17 protein-coding genes are annotated in these 20106 nt (G+C 66.5%); 7 read left to right on the top strand and 10 right to left on the bottom strand.

The features are described from left to right. Window positions 1-30: 30 nt before the first annotated feature. The gene (locus AC1DCU_RS09920; protein ID WP_442251286.1) at window positions 31-2124 is read left to right on the top strand and encodes a TonB-dependent siderophore receptor; all 2094 of its coding nucleotides are present in this window, start codon (window positions 31-33) and stop codon (window positions 2122-2124) included. Here the strand turns inward: AC1DCU_RS09920 and AC1DCU_RS09915 are convergent. Then, the gene (locus AC1DCU_RS09915; RefSeq protein ID WP_442251287.1) at window positions 2108-3622 is read right to left on the bottom strand and encodes an MFS transporter; all 1515 of its coding nucleotides are present in this window, start codon (window positions 3620-3622) and stop codon (window positions 2108-2110) included. The two genes, AC1DCU_RS09920 and AC1DCU_RS09915, sit on opposite strands and share 17 nt — an antisense overlap. 106 nt (window positions 3623-3728) lie before the next feature. Between AC1DCU_RS09915 and AC1DCU_RS09910 the strand changes: the two genes are divergently transcribed. Next, entirely contained in the window at window positions 3729-4625 is an 897-nt protein-coding gene (locus tag AC1DCU_RS09910; protein WP_059063312.1) for a LysR substrate-binding domain-containing protein, read from the top strand. A 463-nt stretch (window positions 4626-5088) separates the two neighbouring features. Here AC1DCU_RS09910 and AC1DCU_RS09905 read toward each other — a convergent pair whose 3' ends face one another. The 3 genes from AC1DCU_RS09905 to AC1DCU_RS09895 form a co-directional block, all read right to left on the bottom strand. Beyond that, complete coding sequence (locus tag AC1DCU_RS09905; RefSeq protein WP_032977321.1) at window positions 5089-5976, bottom strand: LysR family transcriptional regulator; 888 nt, start codon at window positions 5974-5976, stop codon at window positions 5089-5091. 39 nt (window positions 5977-6015) lie between these two features. Then, a complete protein-coding gene (locus AC1DCU_RS09900; RefSeq protein ID WP_263929785.1) occupies window positions 6016-6897 on the bottom strand; it encodes an SDR family NAD(P)-dependent oxidoreductase in 882 nt (293 codons plus the stop codon). A gap of 79 nt (window positions 6898-6976) precedes the next feature. Further along, window positions 6977-7840: a DMT family transporter gene (locus tag AC1DCU_RS09895; protein ID WP_099785940.1), complete on the bottom strand. Its 864-nt coding sequence runs from the start codon at window positions 7838-7840 to the stop codon at window positions 6977-6979. 133 nt (window positions 7841-7973) lie between these two features. Here AC1DCU_RS09895 and AC1DCU_RS09890 point away from each other — a divergent pair, with 133 nt between their 5' ends. After that, window positions 7974-9362 carry an aminotransferase-like domain-containing protein gene (locus tag AC1DCU_RS09890; protein ID WP_478014164.1) on the top strand — a complete coding sequence of 463 codons (1389 nt, stop codon included), beginning with the start codon at window positions 7974-7976 and terminating at the stop codon, window positions 9360-9362. Between the two features lie 49 nt (window positions 9363-9411). Beyond that, window positions 9412-10137: a hypothetical protein gene (locus AC1DCU_RS09885; RefSeq protein ID WP_282279647.1), complete on the top strand. Its 726-nt coding sequence runs from the start codon at window positions 9412-9414 to the stop codon at window positions 10135-10137. 11 nt (window positions 10138-10148) lie between these two features. On the opposite strand, the gene AC1DCU_RS09880 is transcribed toward AC1DCU_RS09885, so the two are convergent. Continuing rightward, window positions 10149-10622 (bottom strand): hypothetical protein, encoded by a 474-nt coding sequence (locus AC1DCU_RS09880; RefSeq protein ID WP_144435712.1) that lies wholly within the window; start codon window positions 10620-10622, stop codon window positions 10149-10151. Between the two features lie 117 nt (window positions 10623-10739). On the opposite strand from AC1DCU_RS09880, the gene AC1DCU_RS09875 reads away from it, so the two are divergent. Beyond that, on the top strand, window positions 10740-11423 hold the full coding sequence (locus AC1DCU_RS09875) for a class I SAM-dependent methyltransferase (RefSeq protein ID WP_100435895.1): 684 nt from the start codon (window positions 10740-10742) through the stop codon (window positions 11421-11423). A 15-nt stretch (window positions 11424-11438) separates the two neighbouring features. Here AC1DCU_RS09875 and smqnr read toward each other — a convergent pair whose 3' ends face one another. Continuing rightward, window positions 11439-12086 (bottom strand): SmQnr family pentapeptide repeat protein, encoded by a 648-nt coding sequence (gene smqnr / locus AC1DCU_RS09870; RefSeq protein ID WP_033830499.1) that lies wholly within the window; start codon window positions 12084-12086, stop codon window positions 11439-11441. Window positions 12087-12259: 173 nt separating this feature from the next. Between smqnr and AC1DCU_RS09865 the strand changes: the two genes are divergently transcribed. Next, window positions 12260-13033: a DeoR/GlpR family DNA-binding transcription regulator gene (locus AC1DCU_RS09865; RefSeq protein WP_312964050.1), complete on the top strand. Its 774-nt coding sequence runs from the start codon at window positions 12260-12262 to the stop codon at window positions 13031-13033. 11 nt (window positions 13034-13044) lie between these two features. Then, window positions 13045-14178 carry an MFS transporter gene (locus AC1DCU_RS09860; protein ID WP_313115435.1) on the top strand — a complete coding sequence of 378 codons (1134 nt, stop codon included), beginning with the start codon at window positions 13045-13047 and terminating at the stop codon, window positions 14176-14178. Between the two features lie 88 nt (window positions 14179-14266). Here AC1DCU_RS09860 and AC1DCU_RS09855 read toward each other — a convergent pair whose 3' ends face one another. The 4 genes from AC1DCU_RS09855 to AC1DCU_RS09840 form a co-directional block, all read right to left on the bottom strand. After that, the gene (locus AC1DCU_RS09855; RefSeq protein WP_478014162.1) at window positions 14267-15403 is read right to left on the bottom strand and encodes an RICIN domain-containing protein; all 1137 of its coding nucleotides are present in this window, start codon (window positions 15401-15403) and stop codon (window positions 14267-14269) included. 305 nt (window positions 15404-15708) lie between these two features. Further along, a complete protein-coding gene (locus AC1DCU_RS09850; RefSeq protein WP_442251291.1) occupies window positions 15709-17214 on the bottom strand; it encodes a PepSY domain-containing protein in 1506 nt (501 codons plus the stop codon). 11 nt (window positions 17215-17225) lie between these two features. Next, window positions 17226-19361, bottom strand: a complete 2136-nt coding sequence (locus tag AC1DCU_RS09845) for a TonB-dependent receptor (RefSeq protein ID WP_478013571.1) — start codon at window positions 19359-19361, stop codon at window positions 17226-17228. Window positions 19362-19498: 137 nt separating this feature from the next. Further along, the gene (locus AC1DCU_RS09840; protein ID WP_442251308.1) at window positions 19499-19885 is read right to left on the bottom strand and encodes a DUF2946 family protein; all 387 of its coding nucleotides are present in this window, start codon (window positions 19883-19885) and stop codon (window positions 19499-19501) included. Window positions 19886-20106: the final 221 nt, after the last annotated feature.

Raw genomic sequence — 20106 nt, 5'->3', positions numbered from 1 at the left:
GCCGTCACCGCCCTTCCCGGATTCCCCACGATGCCTGCCCTGCCGTCGCGCCGCCCGCTGCTGTACACGCTGTTCCTGCCCACCCTGCTGGCGTCGGCCATCGCCCAAGCCCAGGACGGCACTGCGGCCCGGACCCTGGACAAGGTGACCGTGGTGGCCGAGCGCGCCAGCACCGCGACCAAGACCGACACCGCCCTGACCGAGACGCCGCAGGCGATCAGCGTGGTCACCCAGCAGCTGTTCACCGATCGCGGCGCACACAACCTGCAGGAAGTGCTGCGCTACAGCGCCGGTGTCACCGCCGACGCCTGGGGCCTGGACACCCGCAATGACGCCAGTTCGGTACGTGGCCTGGACCCGGTGCAGTACCAGGATGGCCTGCGCCGCAGCTACGGCTTCAGCCCGCTGGCACGCCCGGAGGTATACGGCCTGGAACGGGTGGAAGTGCTGCGCGGCCCGTCATCGGTGCTGTACGGAGCGGGCGCCACCGGCGGCATCATCAACGCCATGAGCAAGCGCCCGAGCTTCGGCGCCGCCAGCGGTGAGGTCGGCCTGCAGCTGGGCAGCTTCGATCGTCGGCAGCTGCAGGGCGACATCGGTGGTGCGCTGAATGACGACGGCACGGTTGCCGGGCGTTTGGTCGGTCTGGTCCGCGAATCGAACATGCAGACCGATGTCCTCAAGGACGACCGCGTGTATCTGGCACCCTCGATCAGCTGGCGCGGTGAACGCAGTACGCTGACCCTGCTGGCCAGCTACCAGCACGACAAGACCGGCTCCAGCCAGCAGTTCCTGCCGCTGGCCGCCACCCTGCACGCAGCGCCCGGTCGCCGTCTGGATCCGACCACCTTCATCGGCGATGCCGGTTTCGACCGCATCGATTCGCGCGTATACAGCCTGACCGCCCTGTTCGATCATCGCTTCAACGATGCGGTCAGCCTGCGCTCGGCGGTGCGCTACATCGACGGCAAGACCACCCTGCAGCAGTTGTATGTGGACAGCTACAGCAACCCGGAAAACCCCTTCATCGATGCCGACCGGCGCGTGGTCAACCGCACCGCCTACGGCACGCAGCCGGACATCCAGGTGATCAGCGCCGACAACGCGGTGCAGTTCGACTTCGCCACGGGCGCCTTCCAGCACCTGCTGCTGGCCGGCGTGGACTACAGCCAGTACAAGGAGCAGCTGCAGCGGCTGGATGCCACCGGCACGCCCATCGACGTCTACGCACCGGTATCGACCGCCCCGACGGTACGTGGCTGGGAGCGCCAGCCGGACCAGGAGTCTTCCCAGCTGGGCGTATATGTGCAGGACCAGATCCGCTGGGCTGATCGCGTGTCGCTGGTGCTGGGTGCGCGTCGCGACCATGCTCGTTCGAAGACCGAAGGCCAGCCCAGCCAGACCGACGATGCCACTACCTACCGTGCCGGACTGATCGGCGACGTCGGCGGCGGCGTATCGCCTTACCTGAGCTACAGCGAATCGTTCCTGCCGGTGTCCGGCCAGGATCTGTTCGGCAATGCTTTCAAGCCGATGCGCGGACGCCAGGCCGAAGGTGGCATCAAGTGGCAACCGGCCCGCAACATGCTGTTGACCCTGGCCGCCTACCGCATCACCGAGACCAACCGCCAGACCAACGATCCGAACAACGTTCTGAACGTCGTCCAGACCGGCCAGATCCGTTCCAAGGGCGTGGAGCTGGAGGGCCAGTTCCAGTTCGCCAACGACCTTACGGTCACTGCGGCTTACGCGCGCAACGAAGCCGAAGTCAGCCGCAGCAACTTCGCACTGGAAGTGGGCGAACGCCTGAACGACACCCCGCAGGACCTGGCCTCGGCCTGGGTGTCCAAGGGCTTCCAGCTGGATGACGCCGCACGGATGAAACTCGGCCTGGGTGTCCGCCATGTCGGCAACACGGTGTCGCTGGGCAACGGCGGCCGCGTCATCACCCCCAGCTACACCCTGGCCGATGCGCTGGTGGAAGTGCAGGTGACCAACTGGACCTGGGCCTTGAACATCACCAACCTCACCGACAAGCGTTACTACGCGCCGTGCCGCACCTTCGGCGATTGTTTCGCCGGCTACCCGCGTGTGGTCACCGGCACCATCAGCTATCGGTTCTGAGCACGGCAACGGACGGCGACCGCCGCAGCAGCACATGCAGCAGCAGGGAGCTGCCGGCGGTCAGCGCCGACAACACGTGCAGCAGCTGCGCCAGCGCTTCGCCGCTGGCGCGCTGCAACTGCAGCGACGTTGACCCAGGCAGCAGCGGCTGGGCCGAATGCAGCGCACCGGTAGCCAGATAAACCGCGGCCTTGCCCACTGCCGGAGCGGATGCGCCCGGCAGGCGTTGACCGATGAGCGTCGCCAGCAATGCAGTCACCGCAGCAAGTGCGATGCCCTCGCCCGCTACCCGCACCGTGCCGAAGATTCCCGCCGCCATGCCCGCGCGTTGCACCGGCACTACGCTGACCGACAACCCGTCCATCAAGCCCCATGGCAATGCGGTGCCTGTACCGATCAGCACCAGCAGCGGGATCCATTGCGCCGGCAATGGATGTGCCGCCTGCCGCGACAGCAGATACAGCCCCAGCGCGCAGAGCAGCAACCCAGCCACACACAGGCGCGTGCTTCCCAGCCGGACGGCCCAGCGCGCAGCCAGCAGTGGCAGCACCAGCATCGGCGCGGACAGCGCCAGCATCTGCACGCCAACGGTGGCGACGCTCTGGCCATGCACGCCCAGCAACTGCAACGGCAGGACCACCAGCAGCACCACGTAGCCGAAGCAGGTTGCCACCGGCAGCAGCTGCACACCGACGAATGCCCGCTGTGCGAACAGCGAAAGATCGAGCAACGGCGCCGGATGCCTGCGCTCGATCAGCACGAACGATGCCGCCAGCAACACGGTCGCCAGCAATGCCCATCGCACCCGCGCTGCGTACAGGCCGAATTCGCCCAGCCACAACAGCGCCAATGTCAGCATGCTCAGTGTCAGGCTGAAAGCCAGCATGCCCGATACGTCCAGCTGCGCAGCCTGCCCGCGGCTCTCCGGCAGCACGCGGGCTGCCAGCGTGCACGCCAGCAGAGCCAGTACACCTCCGGCGGCAAACACGCTTCGCCAGCCCAGCGCCTCAAGCAGTACGCCTGCAAGTAGTGGCCCCAGCGCCAGGCCGGCACCGAAGGTCGTGCCCAGCAGGGCAAACACGCGCGTGCGGGCCTGGCCGTGCCACGCCTGCGCCAACGCGGCGCTGCCCGACGCCAATGCCGCCGCAGCGCCCACTCCTTGCAACCCGCGCGCCAGGTCCAGCCAGAACAGATCCGGCGCAAGGCAGACGAACATCGTCGCCAATGCGAAGCCGCCGCTGCCCAGCAGGAACAGGCGGCGCCGCCCATAGCGGTCCGCCAGCCCACCTGCCGCCAACAGCAGGCTGCCGAATCCGAGCATGAAGGCGTTGGTCACCCAAGCCAGCGAAGCGGGCGAACTGGCCAACTGGATGGCCAACACCGGCACCGCGACAGCGCCGGCCGAGAACGACAATGGCAACGCGAGTGCGGCCAGACACACCGACAACAGGGCCCAGCGCCGTTGCGCGGAGTGGGAATCGGTCAGAAAACGGGCCATCGCGGCCTCCTGCAAACGGGGCCATTGATGATGAACACGCCGCGATCCGGGAAAAACAGGCCCGCAGGCGTTTGATTACAGCCAGATGTTCCGCAATCATTCCGCCATGGACTCCATTTCCGCACTGCTGGCCTTCGTCCGCACCGCCGAGGCCGGCAGCATTGTCGGTGCCGCCCGGGTGCTGGGCCTGTCCGCTTCCGCAGTGGGCAAGCGGATCGCCCGCCTGGAGCAGGACCTGGGTACGCGACTGTTCCACCGCACCACGCGCCGCATGCACCTCACCGACGAAGGCGACCTGCTGCTGCAGCGCTGCCGCCGGGCATTGGATGAACTATCCGAGGCCCAGGCTGATCTTGCGCAACGCCAATTCGCTCCGCGCGGCCTGCTGCGGATTGGCCTGCCCACCATCGGCTACCGTTTTCTGCTGCCGGTGCTACCCGGCTTCCAGCAGCGCTACCCGCAGGTGCAGTTGGAACTTGATTTCAATGACCGCCTCGTGGATGTAGTCAGCGAAGGGCTGGATGCGGTGATACGCAGCGGTGAACTGGCCGATTCCAGCCTGATGTCGCGTCGCCTCGGCAGCTTCCACTTCGTGCTGTGCGCAGCGCCGGTGTACCTGCGAACACACGGCTGGCCACAGTCGCTGCCGGAACTGCGTTCACTGCAGGCGGTGCGTTTCCGCTTCCCGACCACCGGCACGCTGCAGCCCTGGAGCCTGCCCGGCGTGAATGGCGATGCCGGCGCTGCTCTGGCTACGGCAATGACCTGCAACAACATGGAAGCGCTGCTGGCCGCGGCGATCGGTGCCATGGGCGTGGCCTGGATGCCTGATTTCCTGGCGGCCGAAGCACTGGCCGATGGCCGGCTGCAGCAGGTGCTGCCGATGCTGGAACGGCAGCACGGACAATTCTCACTGCTGTGGCCGGGCAATCGCCACCCCAGCGCGCGCTTGCGGGTGTTCATCGATTACACGGCCGAACATCTGTTCGCCCGTCCCCGCTGAGCAGACAGATGCACCGCCCGCCGCCGCTCCCGCGCACGACGCGCATTGCCACCCCCGAGGCAAGCGCCATCAGCGCACTCGTGGCTGACCACGAACAGGCGGCGGGCGATGCGGGTTGGCGTACCGGACAACTCTGGGACTGACCGGCGGATCATTGTGATCCCCACACATCGCCCACCACGGACAGCGGGTCACGAGATCCGCAGGCGCCATCCGTGCGCCTGCCGATCACGTGCCAGAGTTGATTGTGGGACGCCAATCCCAGCCGGCCGATGATGGCCGACGGGGGCATGCTGATTGCTGTCGCCGAGGCGGTATGTAGGGGTTGTCCGCGCCCGCGCCTCAGGCTTGCCGCAGGTGCGATTTCCAAGGGCAGAACTGCAGGCAAAGTCACACTCCGCAGGCATACTCACTGCGGATCAGCGTGCCGCCACTGCACGCAGCACAGATGCTCAGCTGGCAATCACGACACTACGGGTTGCGCTGCCATCGCCAGGAAATTCTGCAGCACCGGCGCAGGCGATTCCGGGCGCATGCAGAACTGCAACTCGAACGCAGCGTTGCCGCCATCCAGTGGTCGATAGACGATTTCTTCGGGACGGAACCCGGCCATGCTGGCCGGCACGATCGCCACGCCCGCTTCCACGGCCACCAGCGACAGCACTGCGTGCATACCCTGCGCTTCCTGCACGACCCGCGGCGTGAAGCCGGCAGCGGTACACAGGCCCAGCACCTGCGCGTGGAAGCCGATGCCTTCGGCCGACGGCCATGAAACGAACGGCTCGTCCACCAGCGCGGCGACATCCAGCCGTGGCCGTGCGGCCAGCCGATGCGCGCGCGGCAGGGCAATGGCCAGTCGATCATGGTCGAACGCCTGCAGATGCAGTTCTGCGGAAATGATCGGCGGAATCAGGATGCCCAGGTCGATGCGTCCCTCGCGCAGCCACTGTTGCTGCTGCCGCGAGGTGGCTTCGTGCAGATGCAGCTGCACCTGCGCAAACGCATGGCGGAACTGGCGGATCAGTGCCGGCAGGCGCCCATAGAGTGCGCTGCCGACGTAGCCGACACGCAGGCTGCCGGTCTGCCCTGCCGCCGCTTCCCGCGTGCGCTGCAGCGCCTGTTCGGCGTGCTGCAGGGTTGCACGCGCCTCCACCAGCAGCGTCTGCCCCGCTGCGGTCAGGCCCAGCGTGCGGTTGCCGCGTACGATCAGCCCGGTACCCACCTCGTCTTCCAGGCGCCGCATCGCCGCCGTCAATGGCGGCTGCGACATGTGCAGGCGTGCAGCAGCGCGATGGAAGTGCAGTTCTTCGGCCACCGCCACGAACTGGCGGAGCAGGCGCAGATCGATCATTTCATCGCAGGCAGGTGGAGACCTGCCTAGGGTACGCGTTCAACCGCGCGCGTCGACACTCGGCCGTGCAATGACCGGCCACTGCAGGGCCACCGATTCGATGCTGTCCGCTGCCACCGCACGCAGGTCGCGCGGATAGGCCACATGTTCGGCTTCCTGCAATCGCAATGCATGGAACTGGCCGTTGCTGGCCCGCAGGGTCCAGCCACCCTGCCGGCACCGCGTAGAGGCAAGGAAGGCAACCCCGGGCGCCACCGCCTCTGGATGCAGTTCATCCGGTTCCCCGTCGATGCCCCACATGCGGGTCTTGGCCACCGGCGACACCGCGTTGACGACGATGCCGTGCTCGGCGCCTTCCAGGGCCAGCACATTGACCAGCCCCTGCGCAGCCAGCTTGGCCATCGCGTAGCCGCACAGGCCGCGCTGCGCATACTGCGGGTACAGCGCGCGATCGGAGGTGGTCAGCACGATGCGGCCGCCGCCGGCAGCACGCATCGCAGGCCATGCCGCCTGTGCCAGCCACAGCGGTGTCTTCGCCGCCAGGCACAGCATCTGCTCCAGCGCATCGTCTTCCACCACTTCAATACCGGCGTAGGCCACCCAGCCGGCGTTGTGGATGATGAAGTCCAGGCGACCATGCCGCTGCAGGATGTCCTGCACGAGCGCGTGGCAGCCACTGCGCTGGTTGATGGGGCCGCTGGCGGCTTCGACCGGCAGGCCCTGGGCATGCAGTGCTGCCACCGCGTGGGCGATGCGCTGCGGATCGGTACCCGTGCCGTCCGTCGCGGCGCCCACGTCATGCATCACCACGTGCGCGCCACGCTGGGCCAGCAGGCGGCTGTAGGCCAGGCCGAGACCACCGGCGGCACCGGTCACCAGGCCCACTTGGCCTTCGAACGAGATACTGGAATTGGGTTTCATCGGCACAGCTTCAACCAGGCGCGCCGGCCCCGGCCAATACTGTTGGCGGCACGCCACGATACGCCGACGCTATCGCGCGTCATCGGCTGAAGCGGCGGGCGCCGGCCACGCAGATCACCGCTGCCACGGTCACCAGCAACATGCCGGCGCTGACGGTCTCGTGCAGCAGCAGCGCCGCCAGCGCCAGGCCGAAGAACGGCTGCAGCAGCTGCAGCTGGCCGACCGCAGCGATACCGCCCTGGGCCAGGCCGCGATACCAGAACAGGAAACCGACCAGCATGCTGAACACCGCCACGTACCCCAGCGCCCACCAGGCCGACGCGGCCACCGCCGTGAACGAGGCCGGGCGCATCGCCACCATCAGCGGCAGCATCACCGGCAATGCCAGCAGCAATGCCCAGCTGATTACCTGCCAGCCACCCAGATGCCGGGCCAGGCGGCCGCCCTCGGCATAGCCAAGTCCGCACACCACGATCGCTGCCAGCATCAACAGGTCGGCCTGCAGTGAGGCTTCGATGCCGTTGCGCGCGGCGTAGCCGACCACACAGGCGCTGCCCAGCAGCGAGAACACCCAGAATGCCGGGCGTGGCCGGTCACCGCCGCGCAGGACGCCGAATACCGCCGTGCTCAGCGGCAACAGGCCCAGGAACACGATGGTATGTGCCGAGGAGGCGTGACGCAGGGCAAGCGCGGTCAGCAACGGGAAGCCCACCACCACGCCCAGGCTGACCAGCACCAGACCGGGCAGATCGCTTCTGACCGGGCGCGGCTGGCGCAATGCCAGCAGCAGCACCAGCCCCAGCAACGCGGCGATGCTGGCGCGTGCGGCGGTGACGAAGCTGGCGTCCAGCTCCATCACTGCCAGACGGGTGGCCGGCAAAGAGCCGGCGAAGATCACCACACCGATGAAGCCATTGATCCACCCGCTTGCCGACCGTTCCACACCCTGCTCCAGAAATGCCGGGCAATGGCCGGCCGTGCCCTTCATTGGGCCACCGGGCACGGGCGATACACAGCTACAATCCAGTACAGTCACAAGTAACTGTACTGACCACAATCCCCTTACAGTCACGCGCATGTCCCGACCGCCCAGCCGCATCGACAGCGTCATCCACGCCGTCCGCTCCCGCATCAGTTCGCGTCTGGATGGCCCGGGCAGCCGCCTGCCCTCGGTGCGCGCGCAGGCCACGGCGATGGGCGTTTCCGTGTCCACCGTGGTCGAGGCCTACGAACGCTTGGCCGCCGAAGGCGTGATCGCCGCGCGCGCCGGCTCCGGCTTCTACGTGGCTGGCCCGGCGGCACCACTGGCGCTGGCGGAAATGGAACCGCGGCTGGATCGCGCGGTGGACCCGCTGTGGGTATCACGGCAATCGCTGGAAACCCCGCCGGGACACCTCAAGCCTGGCTGCGGCTGGATGCCCAGCGACTGGCTGTACCACGATGGCCTGCGCCGCGGCCTGCGCCGCATGGCCCGCGCCGACTCCGCGCAGCTGGTGGACTATGCAGGACCGCTGGGCCTGCCGGCATTGCGGCAGACACTGCAGCGACGCGCGGCCACGCTGGGCATCGACGCGTCGATGGAGCAGTTGCTGCTGGCCGAATCGGGGACGCACGCGGTCGACCTGATCTGCCGCTTCCTGCTGAAGCCCGGTGACTGCGTGCTGGTCGACGACCCGAGCTATTTCAATTACCACGCGATGTTGAAGGCCCATCAGGTGCAGGCCATCGGCATACCGTACACGCACACTGGGCCGGACCTGCAGGTGTTTRCCAGCGCGCTGCAGGAACACGCACCACGCCTGTACATCACCAACGCCGGGCTGCACAACCCGACCGGCGCGGTGCTGTCGGCGACCACGGCACACCGCCTGCTGGGCCTGGCCGAACACAGCGAACTGATCATCATCGAAGATGACATCTTCGCCGACTTCGAGCTGCGCCCGGCGCCGCGGCTGGCGGCGCTGGATGGATTGTCGCGGGTGATCCATGTCGGCAGTTTCTCAAAGACCATTTCCGCGGCATCGCGCTGCGGCTACATCGCCGCGCGCCCGGACTGGATCGAGGCACTGACCGATCTGAAGCTGGCCACCAGCTTCGGCGGTGGGCACCTGGCTGCGCACCTGATGCAGATCGCACTGACCGACAGTGGCTACCGCCGCCACATGCAGGCGGTGCGCACGCGCCTGGCCGATGCGCGCAAGCACACGCTGCGGCAGGTGCAGAAGCTGGGCATCACGCCATGGCTGCAACCCGATGCAGGGCTGTTCCTGTGGTGCCAGCTGCCCGATGGCCGCGATGCATCGGCGGTGGCCAGGCAGTGCCTGCGCGAAGGCGTGGTGGTGGCGCCGGGCAATGCCTTCAGCCAGTCGCAGCGGGCTGCCGACTACGTGCGCTTCAATGTGTCGCAGTGCCAGGACCCGAAGATCTGGCAGGTGCTTGGGAAGGCGTTGCAGCAGCACAGCTGAAGCATCCGAGTGCGTTATCCTGCCAGCCATCCAGGCAAGGAGCGCCCGCATGCGTCGATGGATCGGCATCACCTTGGTCTGCGGGCTGGCCAGTGGTTGCGTCACCTTCGGGCCACCCGACGGCTCGCTGCAGATCGCTGGCTATGCGCCCACGGATGGCAACTGCCAACTGCAGATCACCGCGCCGGGGGCGTCCAACACGGATGCCGAGCCGGTACAGGGCTATTTTCAACGGCACTTGATGGTTCATTCCAGCAAGCCCGGTCGCGTCGCACTGCTTTGCAATGGCAGGCCGCAGGCCGAACGCAGCTTCCGCTATGGCCGCGACGTGGGGTTCGGCGAGGTTCTGCCGCTTCTTGTTTTCGAACGCAGCGCGCTGGATCTGGGCGGCAGCACGCCGGTCGTACGCATGCGCGCCTTCCAGTCCGACTTCCTGGAATGGAACAAGGCCTCGCTTGCACGGCTGGCAGAGCATGGCCCATCGCGCGGCCAGGCATTGGCCGATGCGTCGTACGCGAAGCTGGTGGAGCACTATGCCCTGCCGGGCACCTCTCGCACTGTCATGCGCCGGCCCAGCGTCGAGTCAGCGCATGATCCGGAAATGGAACAGGTCCTGGCCGTGCAGATCCTCGGCGACGCAGCGTCCATACGTACCGCGCAACAGCGCCGCTCAAGCGTCCGCATCCATGAGTACCGGCTGCAGCGTGTACACGATGACTGGCGATTGACCGGCCTGTATCGCCTGGAAGCAGACGGGATGAAGCCCGCGCTCTGAAAACCCCGGGCTCAATGGGCGAGGTAGGTCTCTGCCGGGATGTCCAGAAGCTCCGGACCCGAAAGCGCGGCGCCCCGCAGATCGGCGCCGGTATTCAAGGCGTTGTCGATCGCATTGAGCGACGAACTGCGCTGGCAGATCGCCCGGAACGCGGCGCGTGGACCTTCGTGGTACATGGCCAGGGCGCGCTGGAGACCGGCAGCGAATACAGGCTCACGGTCGAGCGGCAGTTCATGCAGCTCGCCCTGTGCGTCGGAGGCGGTGAAGGTACCGGGCAGCTGCACGCCCAGCTCCATATGACCGATCAGGGCCATGGCGAAGGCTTCAGGCAACCACACCAGCAGGCGGCGCATCTGCCAGTGTTCGCTGCCGAGCGCGAGCAGCGCCCGCTCGGCCTGCTCCTCATCCACGCCCTCCCGTCCCAGCATTGTCAGCGCCAGTTCGAAGGCTTCCGCCGATGGCATCGCGGGGCTGCGAGGGTCCATTCCCGATCTCTTCAATGCATGCAGGCGCAGACCTTAAGCAAAGGCGGGCCACTGTGCAATCGACACTTGCCGAGCACGGTAAAGTGGATGTTCGCCATTGCCGCAGGAATCCTTCCGATGTCCTTCTCCGATCCCCACGCCGTGGCCCGCTACGCGGAGGGCCCGCTGCGGCAGGTACCAGGTTTCCTCGGACTGCAGCAGATGAGCCACCTGCTGCTGGCCGAACACGTACCCGATGATGGCCAGGTGCTGGTGCTCGGCGCAGGCGGCGGCCTGGAACTCAAGGCCTTCGCAGAAGCGCACCCGCAATGGCGGATGCTCGGCGTCGATCCTGCCGCGCCAATGCTCGCGCTGGCCGAACAGACCCTGGGGCCGTTGATGGCCCAGGTGACGCTGCTGGAAGGCTACATCGACGATGCCCCGCGCACCGTCTTCGACGGCGCCACCTGCCTGCTGACCCTGCACTTCCTCACCGTTGAACAGCGCCTGCACACCCTGCGCGAACTGCGGCAACGGCTGCGCGCAGGTGCGCCGTTGGTGGTGGCGCACCACAGCGTGCCGCAGGACGCGGCCGGCAAGCATCGCTGGCTGCAGCGCTACGCCGCGTTCGCCGAGGCTTCCGGCATTCCACGTGCCGATACACAGCGCGCGGCCGAGGCGATCGCCGAACGCCTGCCGCTGCTCTCACCCGAACAGGAAGTGGCGCTGCTGCAGGAGGCCGGCTTCGAGAACGTGGAACTGTTCTACGCCGGCTTCAGCTTCAAGGGCTGGGTGGCACATGCGCCGGCCACACCGGTATAGCGCCGCGACGCACGCTCATGGCACCACGGTGATGCCGATCCGCTGCATCAGCAGCGCGACCTGCTGCACATCGAGCGTGGCGCCACGCAGGTTGGTGCTGCGCAGGTCCAGTTCGCCCAGTTCGGAGTTGGTCAGGTCGCAATCGGTGAAGTTGGCGGAATTCCAGTCGACGCCATCGAACTGGCCGCCGGACAGGTCCGACCCTGCAAAACTGGCGCCGCTCACGTTGGCACCGTCCCAGCGGTTCTCCCACAGCTCGCACTTCTCCAGCGTCACCCGCGAGAAGTTGGCATAGCGCAGGTTGCTCTTCTTGATGAAGGCACTGCAGAACCAGCTGCGCGTGGTGATCTGGTTCATGAAACTGGCGTTGCTGAAATCGGCACCCTGTGCGCGGCATTCGCTGATTTCCAGCCCCAGCGCCTTGATGAAGTTGAAGTTGCACATGCTGATGTCGCACTGGCGGAAGCTGGCTTCCTTCAACGTGGCACCACTGAAACGGCACCCGGTGCGCGTGTCGGCATCGTAGAAAACGCAGTTCACGAACTCGGTGGCGGTGAGGTCAGCGCCGGAGAAATCGCATTCCAGGAACTGCTGGTCGACCACCTTCTGGCCGGTGAACTGATCGGCGCCGATGCGCAGCTTGTGGTGAACAGTGGAGGACATGCAGGGTTCCGTGCCGGGTGCCTTGCCATGATGCCGCGCTGGAAAGGCGATGGGCAGGACGCGCTCGGGTGGGATTCACCAGCGCTGCAGCCGAAGTGTGTACATCCCACCCTTACGCGCCACCGCCAATACCCGATCTTGCACGTTGATGCATGATTGTGCACACTTCAGGCATGACCTCCGACCCGACACTACCCGCCGAACGTACCCAGTTGATCCTGCAGGAGTTGCGCCAGCAGGGACGCGTGGTCGCCGCCGAACTGGCCCGCCGTTACGCGGTTTCCGAAGATTCGATCCGCCGGGATCTGCGTGAACTGGCTGCCCAGGGCCTGTGCCAGCGCGTCTATGGGGGTGCGGTGCTGCCAGCCCCGAAAGCCGTGCCACTGCGCGAACGGATGACCCAGGACCGCACCGGCAAGGACGAGCTGGCCGCCCGTGTCTGTACGCTGCTGCAGCCCGGCCAGGTCCTGCTGATCGATGCCGGCTCGACCAACCTGGCCATTGCCCAGCAATTGCCGGGCGCGCTGGGGCTGACGGTGATCACCAACGCGCCGCAGATCGCCACCGCCGCAGCGTGGCGGGAGGGCACCACCGTACAGCTGATCGGTGGGCGACTGGCGGCCGGCGGCGGCGCGGTTGGCGCCGAGGCGCTGGCCCAGGTGCAGCGCGTGCGCGCGGATGTCTATCTGCCCGGCCCCTGCGCCGTGGACGTGGACACCGGCGTGTGGGCGATGGATGCCGAGGAGGCCACGCTCAAGCGCGCGATGGTCGCCTGCAGCAGCCGCATCATCGTCGCTGCCACCAGCGAAAAACTGGGCGCGCGGGGCAACTGGCAGATCGCCAGCCTGGATGACATCGACGACCTGGTACTGACCACGTCTGCACCGCCTGCCCTGGCCGCCCGCTTCCGCGCCGCCGGCATCACCGTGCATCCAACACCTCCCTGACCGGATCGCCCATGTCCCTCGTCAACCGACCGCGTGCCCAACAGCACGCGACCCGCGCTGCATTCTTCATTCCCGGCTTCGCTACCGCGCTGTGGGCCACGCTGGTGCCCTTCGCCAAGACGCGTACCGACATCAACGATGCAACACTCGGGCTGGTGCTGCTGTGCCTGGGCGCGGGCTCGCTGCTGGCCATGCCGCTGTCGGGCGTGCTGGCCGCACGGCTGGGCTGCCGCCGGGTAATGCTGGCTACCACGCTGATCATCTGCGCGACGGTGCCCGGCCTGGCACTGGCCGACTCGGCGTGGTTGCTGGGCCTGGTGCTGTTCGTCTTCGGTGCCGGCGTAGGCGCGATGGATTGCACGATGAACGTACAGGCCGTGGTGGTGGAACGCGAAGCGCAGCGGGTGATGATGTCCGGCTTCCACGCGTTCTTCAGCATCGGGGGATTCCTCGGCGCGGCGACCATGACCCTGTTGCTGAGCGCACGCATGGCGCCGGTTGCCGCGGTGCTGCCGGGCGTGTTGATGATGGCGGTGGTCGCGCTGCTGTCGGTACGCCACTGGCGCAGCGAGCGCATCGCGCACGACACGCCGTTGCTGGCCTGGCCACGTGGCATCGTCATGTTCATCGGCGTGCTGGCCTTCATCGCGTTCCTGGCCGAGGGCGCGATGCTGGACTGGAGCGCGGTGTTCCTCACCGACATCCGCCAGGTCGATGCCAGCCATGCCGGCATCGGCTACGTGACCTTCACCCTGACCATGACCGTGGCGCGCCTGTTCGGTGACAGCCTGGTAGAGCGCATCGGCCGGCAGAAGGCGATCGTGGCCGGTGCGCTGCTGGCCTGCGCCGGCGTGCTGGTGCTCACCTTGGTCACGCCATGGCAGGTGTCGTTGGTCGGCTATGTGCTGGTCGGCCTGGGCTGCGCCAACATCGCACCGGCGCTGTTCTCGCTGGCTGGCAGCCAGAACCGGATGCCGCAGGCGATCGCCATCACCGCCGTGTCCACCCTCGGCTTTGCCGGCATTCTTGCCGGCCCGGCGCTGATCGGTTTCGCCGCCAATCACTTCGGCCTCATCGCCGCCTTTGTCGGTGTGGCGATGGCACTGTTGCTGGTGGCAGTGTCGACACGCTGGCTGCGGATGTAGATCTGCATGGCAGGCCGTTGACCTGTCCCTGCAAAGAACCGTGCGCCCGAAGGCGCACGGTTCCACAACACTGCATCGGGCCGAAAACTCAGTAGGAGGAGAATTCCCAGCGCTGGTTCTCTGTGCCCTGGCACATCCACATGTGCACCTTCGAGCCATTGGCATTACCCATGCCAGGGTCATCCAGGCACATGTTGGTCTGCGGGTTGCGGATCTCGCCTACCAGCCGCCAGGACTGGTGCGCGCCACCATTGCAGGACCACATGCGGATCGGATTCCCATCGTGGCTCGCACCGTCAGCCGCTTCCAGGCATTTGCCGCCCAGCCCACGGATGGACCCGTCCGCGCCCAGTTCGAAGCGCTGCTGCGGCACGCCCGTGCAGTCCCACAACTGGACGCGGGTGCCATCCGCAGAATTGGCCCCTTCAACATCCAGGCACTTGCCACCGACACCGACAATCGAGCCGTTGGCGGGATTGAACTCCCACTTCTGGTTGCTGGTCTGCGCATTGCTGTACAGCTGGATCTTGGTGCCGTTGGCGCTGGACGCACCAATGGCATCCAGCACCTTGTTGGCCACGCCGACGATGGATGTGTTGGTGAACTTCCACGACTGATTCCAGTCACCATGGGCGTCGTAGAGCTGGATCCGGCTTCCGTTGCTTGTGCCATAGCCCACGATGTCAAGCACGCGATTGCTGGGCACGCCCGTGATGGTCGACGTATTGGGCTTCACGGTCCAAAGCTGCTGCGCGGTGCCCGGTGTGCAATCCCACACCTGGATGGCCGTGCCTGGCGCGGTGTTGGCGCCCTCGGCATCCAGGCACTTGTTGCCCATGCCGCGGATCTCACCAAAGGTCGGAATGTTGCGCAGGTTGACGGGCGCCGACACCGACCCTTGCGTGAACTGACCATCGCCACTGAACGTCGCCGTGATCGACGCGGTAGTGAAGCCTGCCGGAACGGTGTAGTTGATCGCAACCCTGGCCGGACGGCCGTAGGCGTACTTGTGCGTACAGGCCTGGACGTCACGGATGGCAGCCCAGCACCCCTTGTCCAGGTCGGAAACCGTACCGAGGAACGGCGTGTTGACGGTACTGACCTGCACCTTGCCCACCGCTTGGCCATTGACCTTGAATTCGACGAAGCCACCGATCTGCTCATTGCCTGGAATGTGATACAGCCCGAGTGCTTGGCCATCGACCTGCGCAGACAACTGGATCACCTGCCCCGGTGCCGGCAGCGCATTGGAAACAGACGCTGTCGTTGTGGTTGGAAAGCTGTACAGGCGCGGCAACGATTTGGCCTGAACGCTTGAAGACGCCGCTGCAATTCCAATTGCGAGAACACCCATCGAAACGTAATTCATCCTTGCTCCATTTACGTTGTGTGGAAATCCTATCCAGGGACTACCGTTGCACCCTTGCAAGCATTGAGCCCCTGCACTTCCCTGGCCATCGACATCGGGCCGCAGCCTTCATGGCCAGGAACTCCCGATAGTCTCATACGCGCCAGGCCAACGTCAGGGTGCTACGGCCGCCGACGCCGCACCTTCATCCGCAGACGCCGGTAACCGATCACCGCAGCGGTGGTACACAGTGCCGTGCCAGCCACGCTCAGCAACAGCAGCACGCCCAGCCGCGTGTTCTGCTGACGCAGCGCGGCAGGCAGGTCCCAGCTGTGCAGGAAAGAGAACAGCCAGCGCCCGGCCCGCTCGCGATGCCCCATCGTCAACAGCGGATCGCCGGTCGCCAGATCGATGTAAACGCGCGTGGCCTCGGCATCGCCGAACCACGCCACCGCCACCGGGAAGCGCCGCACCGCCGCACCGTTCATGGCCTCCGGCGCGCGCGCATAGAAGTACGCATCCGGCGCCTGCCGGATCGTGAAACCCTGAATCGGCGCAGCGGACATCGCCTGCACCTTCTGCTTCAGCCATGCCTCCGGCAGCAGCCGTGCGACACGCAGGCGCCCTTCGACGGCCGACACGATGCGGGTATCGCCCTGCCCGTCCAGCAGCACGGCGAACAGTTCGCCACCGATACGTCGCCACTGGATCTCCACCGGCACGAAGCCAACGTCCGTCGATGCAGCCAGCAGCCGGCCGGGCTCGGCCAGTGCGCCCTCCACCGTCACCACGCCACCTCGATAGTGCGCGGTGTCGATCACCACGCCCGTGCTGCTGAACACCCCAAGCGGGTTCATCGACATCAATCCACTGAAGATCCAAGTGAACACGAATGCACTCGCCATCAAGCCGATCAGGTGATGCCAGTGCATCCACGGCTCCTGGTACGGCGTCTTCGACCCTGACCGGTACTGTCCGCGAAACCGCCAGCGCCAGATGCCGACCACGACCCCGCTGATCGCGGCCACGGTGCACAGCGCCGACAGCACGATCACCGTCCAGGTCCATACCGGGTCCACCGACTGCATGCGCAGGAAGTACAGCCAGTGCAACCACGCACCCACATAGTTCCAGCGCTGCTGCAGGCGCGGCGCATCCAGCACGACTTCGCCGGTACGCGAGGACACGTAGACATCTCCGGGCTGTGCACCACCGACGCCGACGCGGTACAACGGTCGATGCGGATCCAGCGCGCGCGAATGCGTCCAGCGATCTTCGTCCAGCGGCATGGCGCCAACGAAGGCAGGGCCGCCGGCGAACTGCGCGGCGGAAACCTCGGCCAACTGCGTCGATACCGGCGGCAATGCCTGTCCGGTATGCGCCGACCACGCGCCCACGTTCGCGCCGGAGCGCACCACGTAGGCGGGCTCGCCACGCAGCGTCGTCAACACGACCCGCTCAGGCGCCTGTCGAACGGCTTCCGGCAACACGGAAAGTGCCTGCCAGCCGCGCGCGTCGACCAATGCGGGCAGCGGGGCCAACCGCTCCGCTGGCGTCAGCTTCGGGTAGCCGACGAACAGCATCACCATGCCGCTGACGAACCACAGCAACATCAGCAGGCACCCGCCGATGCCCAGCCAGCGATGCGTCAGGTAGGTCCAGCGTTTGGCGGTGGATCGCAACGACATGACGTGCGTCCTCAGAAGCGATGGTCGAGGCTGAACTCGACGCGCCGGTCTGCGCCCAGCAGCCACTGCGTGCTGGTGTAGTACGCCGTGGCGTAGTACGCCTTGTCGAACACGTTGAACACGCGTGCGGTCAGCCGTGTGCGCGGCGCGGCCTGCCAGGTCAGGGCCAGGTCGGTGGTGGCGTAACCCGGAAGCTGCAGCGTGTTGGCGTTGTCGGCATAGCGCTTGCCCACGTAACGCACGCCACTGGCCACGCTCCAGTCGGGCTGGAACTGCCAGCTCAACCAGACGTTGGCCAGGCGCTCGGCCACGTTCGGCGGCACGTTGCCATCACGCGAGACGATCACCGCCGGCGTGCCGGTGGCTTCCAGGAAATCCTCGAACCCAGCCCTGAGCACGGTCGCGTTGGCATCCAGCGACCACTGTGGAGCGAAGTTCCAGTTCAACGAAGCTTCGATTCCCTTTGAGGTCTGTGCCCCCACCTGCACCCGCCGGTCGGGCTGCAACGGGTCACGGCTGAGCAGGCCGGTCTTGCGGATGCGATAGGCCGCCAGCGTCCACTCGCCTCCGTCAAAGGCCTGCTTCATGCCAACCTCGACCTGCTTGCCCTTGGCCAGATCAAACACGCCATTGGCCGGGCTGATCATCAACAGGCCACTGACCGGGTCGGCCGCCTGCGAGTACTGCGCATAGAAGGTCAACGAGGGCTGCACCGCGAAGACCGTGCCCGCGCGCCAGCCGGTGCTGTTGTAGGTCCTGGAGAACGCACGCTGGCCGCTGACCAGGTCATTGCGGTCGATCGTGGCGCGATCGTGGCGCAAGCCCGCGAGCACCGACCAGCGCTCGCTCAGTTCCAGCCGGTCTTCCACGAACAACGCGACCTGTTCGGCGCTGTTGCGGTAGCGCGGCAGGTTGGGAGCATCGCTGCTGAACCCACCGGGTACTGGGTTGAAAGGATCCACCGGCCCCGAGCTGCCCGCATAAGTGTTGTTGGTGTGCTTGAAATGCGCACGATTGGCATCGAAGCCGACAGCGAAGCTGTTCGGCAGCCCACCTGCATTGCCCAGCAGGCGCAGCGTGGAGGTCAGTCCGGTCTGGTCCTGGTTGTGGGTGATCTGGGTGTTGCCGGAGCGGTCGATCAGGCCCGTGCGCCCGTTGTAGACATAGGCCTCGGCATTGCGCCAGTCGCGCTGGCTGTCGATCTGGTAGACGCGCGTGCGCCATTCCACGTTGTCGTTCGGCGTCCAGGCCGCATCGAGCTGGGTCCAGCGGTCGCGGAAACGGATCACGCTGTCGGCCACGTTGTAGTTCTCGTGGCGCAGCGCGTCCAGCTGCCGCCCGTCGATCAATGGCGTACCGAAGTAGCGCATCGGCTTCTGGTAGCCCTGCGCATGGGTCAGCGTGAACTGCATGTCCGTCCGTGGCTGCCATAGCAGCGCAGCAGAGAACGTAGCGTCGCCGTTCTGGCCGCGATCGACCCACTCGCTGCTGTAGTTGCCGCTGACATCCACGCGGTAGGCCAACACGGGCGTAAGTGCGCCACCGCTGCCGAAGCCCAGGCGCGCAGTATCTTCGCTGCCCACGGTCACGCTGACCTCATTCTCGATGGCGCCGCGCGAAGGCTTCTTCGGCACGATGTTGACCACGCCGCCGATGGCGCCATCGCCGTGGATGACCGAGGCCGGCCCGCGCAGCACCTCGATGCGCTCGATCGACCAGGTATCGAACGGAAAGGTGATGCCCACACCACCGTACTGGCGCAGGCCGTCGTACAGGCGCATCACCGAGGCGCCATCGGTGAAGCCACGGCTGGACAGCGCACTCAGGCCGTTGCCCGGATGGGGCATGGCACTGATCGCGCCAGCGCGGGTGATCGCGTCGTTGAGATTGGAATCGCCGCGCTGTTCCAGCTGCTCGCGCGAGATCACGGTCAGGCTGGCCGGGGTCTGCAGCACACTCAGGCCCAATGCCGAACCGGCGCTGGCAGAGGTGGACAATTCACCACGGCGGGTGTCGACCACGCGCACGGTATCCAGCGTGGTGGGATCCGGCACGTCGGCGCGGGCGGGCGCGGCATGCAGAGCGAAGGCGCACAGCGTCGGCAGCGCCGCCCAGCGCAGGGCGGCGACATTCGGGTTGGTTTTCATTTTTTCACGGCATGCAAGGCCGCCCGGTCAGCCGGGCAGCAAAAAGAAAAGCGCACGCGGTAGCGCCGGGCCATGCCCGGCGACGTCAATCAGCTCGATAACGCCGGGCCATGCCCGGCGGCTTTCGCGTGCGCGGCTCAGACAGCCGCAGCCACCGGTGGCCCACGCGCGCCCAACGTGCCGCATATCCGCTGCGGCAACGCCTGTACCGCACCACGCAATGCGCGGCACACCGGCGCCCTCGGTGCCAACAACAGCAGCACTGCCAACAGCAGCGTGATCAAGCGCGCCGCGATCAGGCAGTAATCGCAGTCCACGCCCATCTCATGATCGGCGTGGGGATCGGCAGCCGGCTTTGGTGCCACTTCGCCGTCCTGCATCGCCATCGCGTGGTGGTCGTGGTGCCCTTCCATCGCGTGCTGTGCATGCATGCTGTGGTCCATGGCCACCACCGGTGTGGCGGCGGCCAGGTGCCCATGCGCCAGCCAGCGGCTCACCAGCGGGGCAAGCAGCACCAGCAGCATGGCAAGCCATGCCAGAGCCTGGAACCGGCGGTGGAGAGCAGAACGGCGCACGCCACCATTCTACGGGGCCACGGCCAACCTTGGGCCCTAGTCGCGGTCTCAACGCAAGCTCTGCGACATCATGACGCAGAGCCAGCTCTCAAAATGTGTACCGAGGAAGAATGCAGGTAAGTTCCCAAGGCAGCGATATCTATATCTCGTCATCACCGACCGGCTGCTTA

It is taken from the genome of Stenotrophomonas sp. 10L48, from assembly GCF_056395105.1.
The sequence above is the reverse complement of the archived record's forward strand: the minus strand, read 5'-3'. Positions and strand labels throughout refer to the sequence as shown.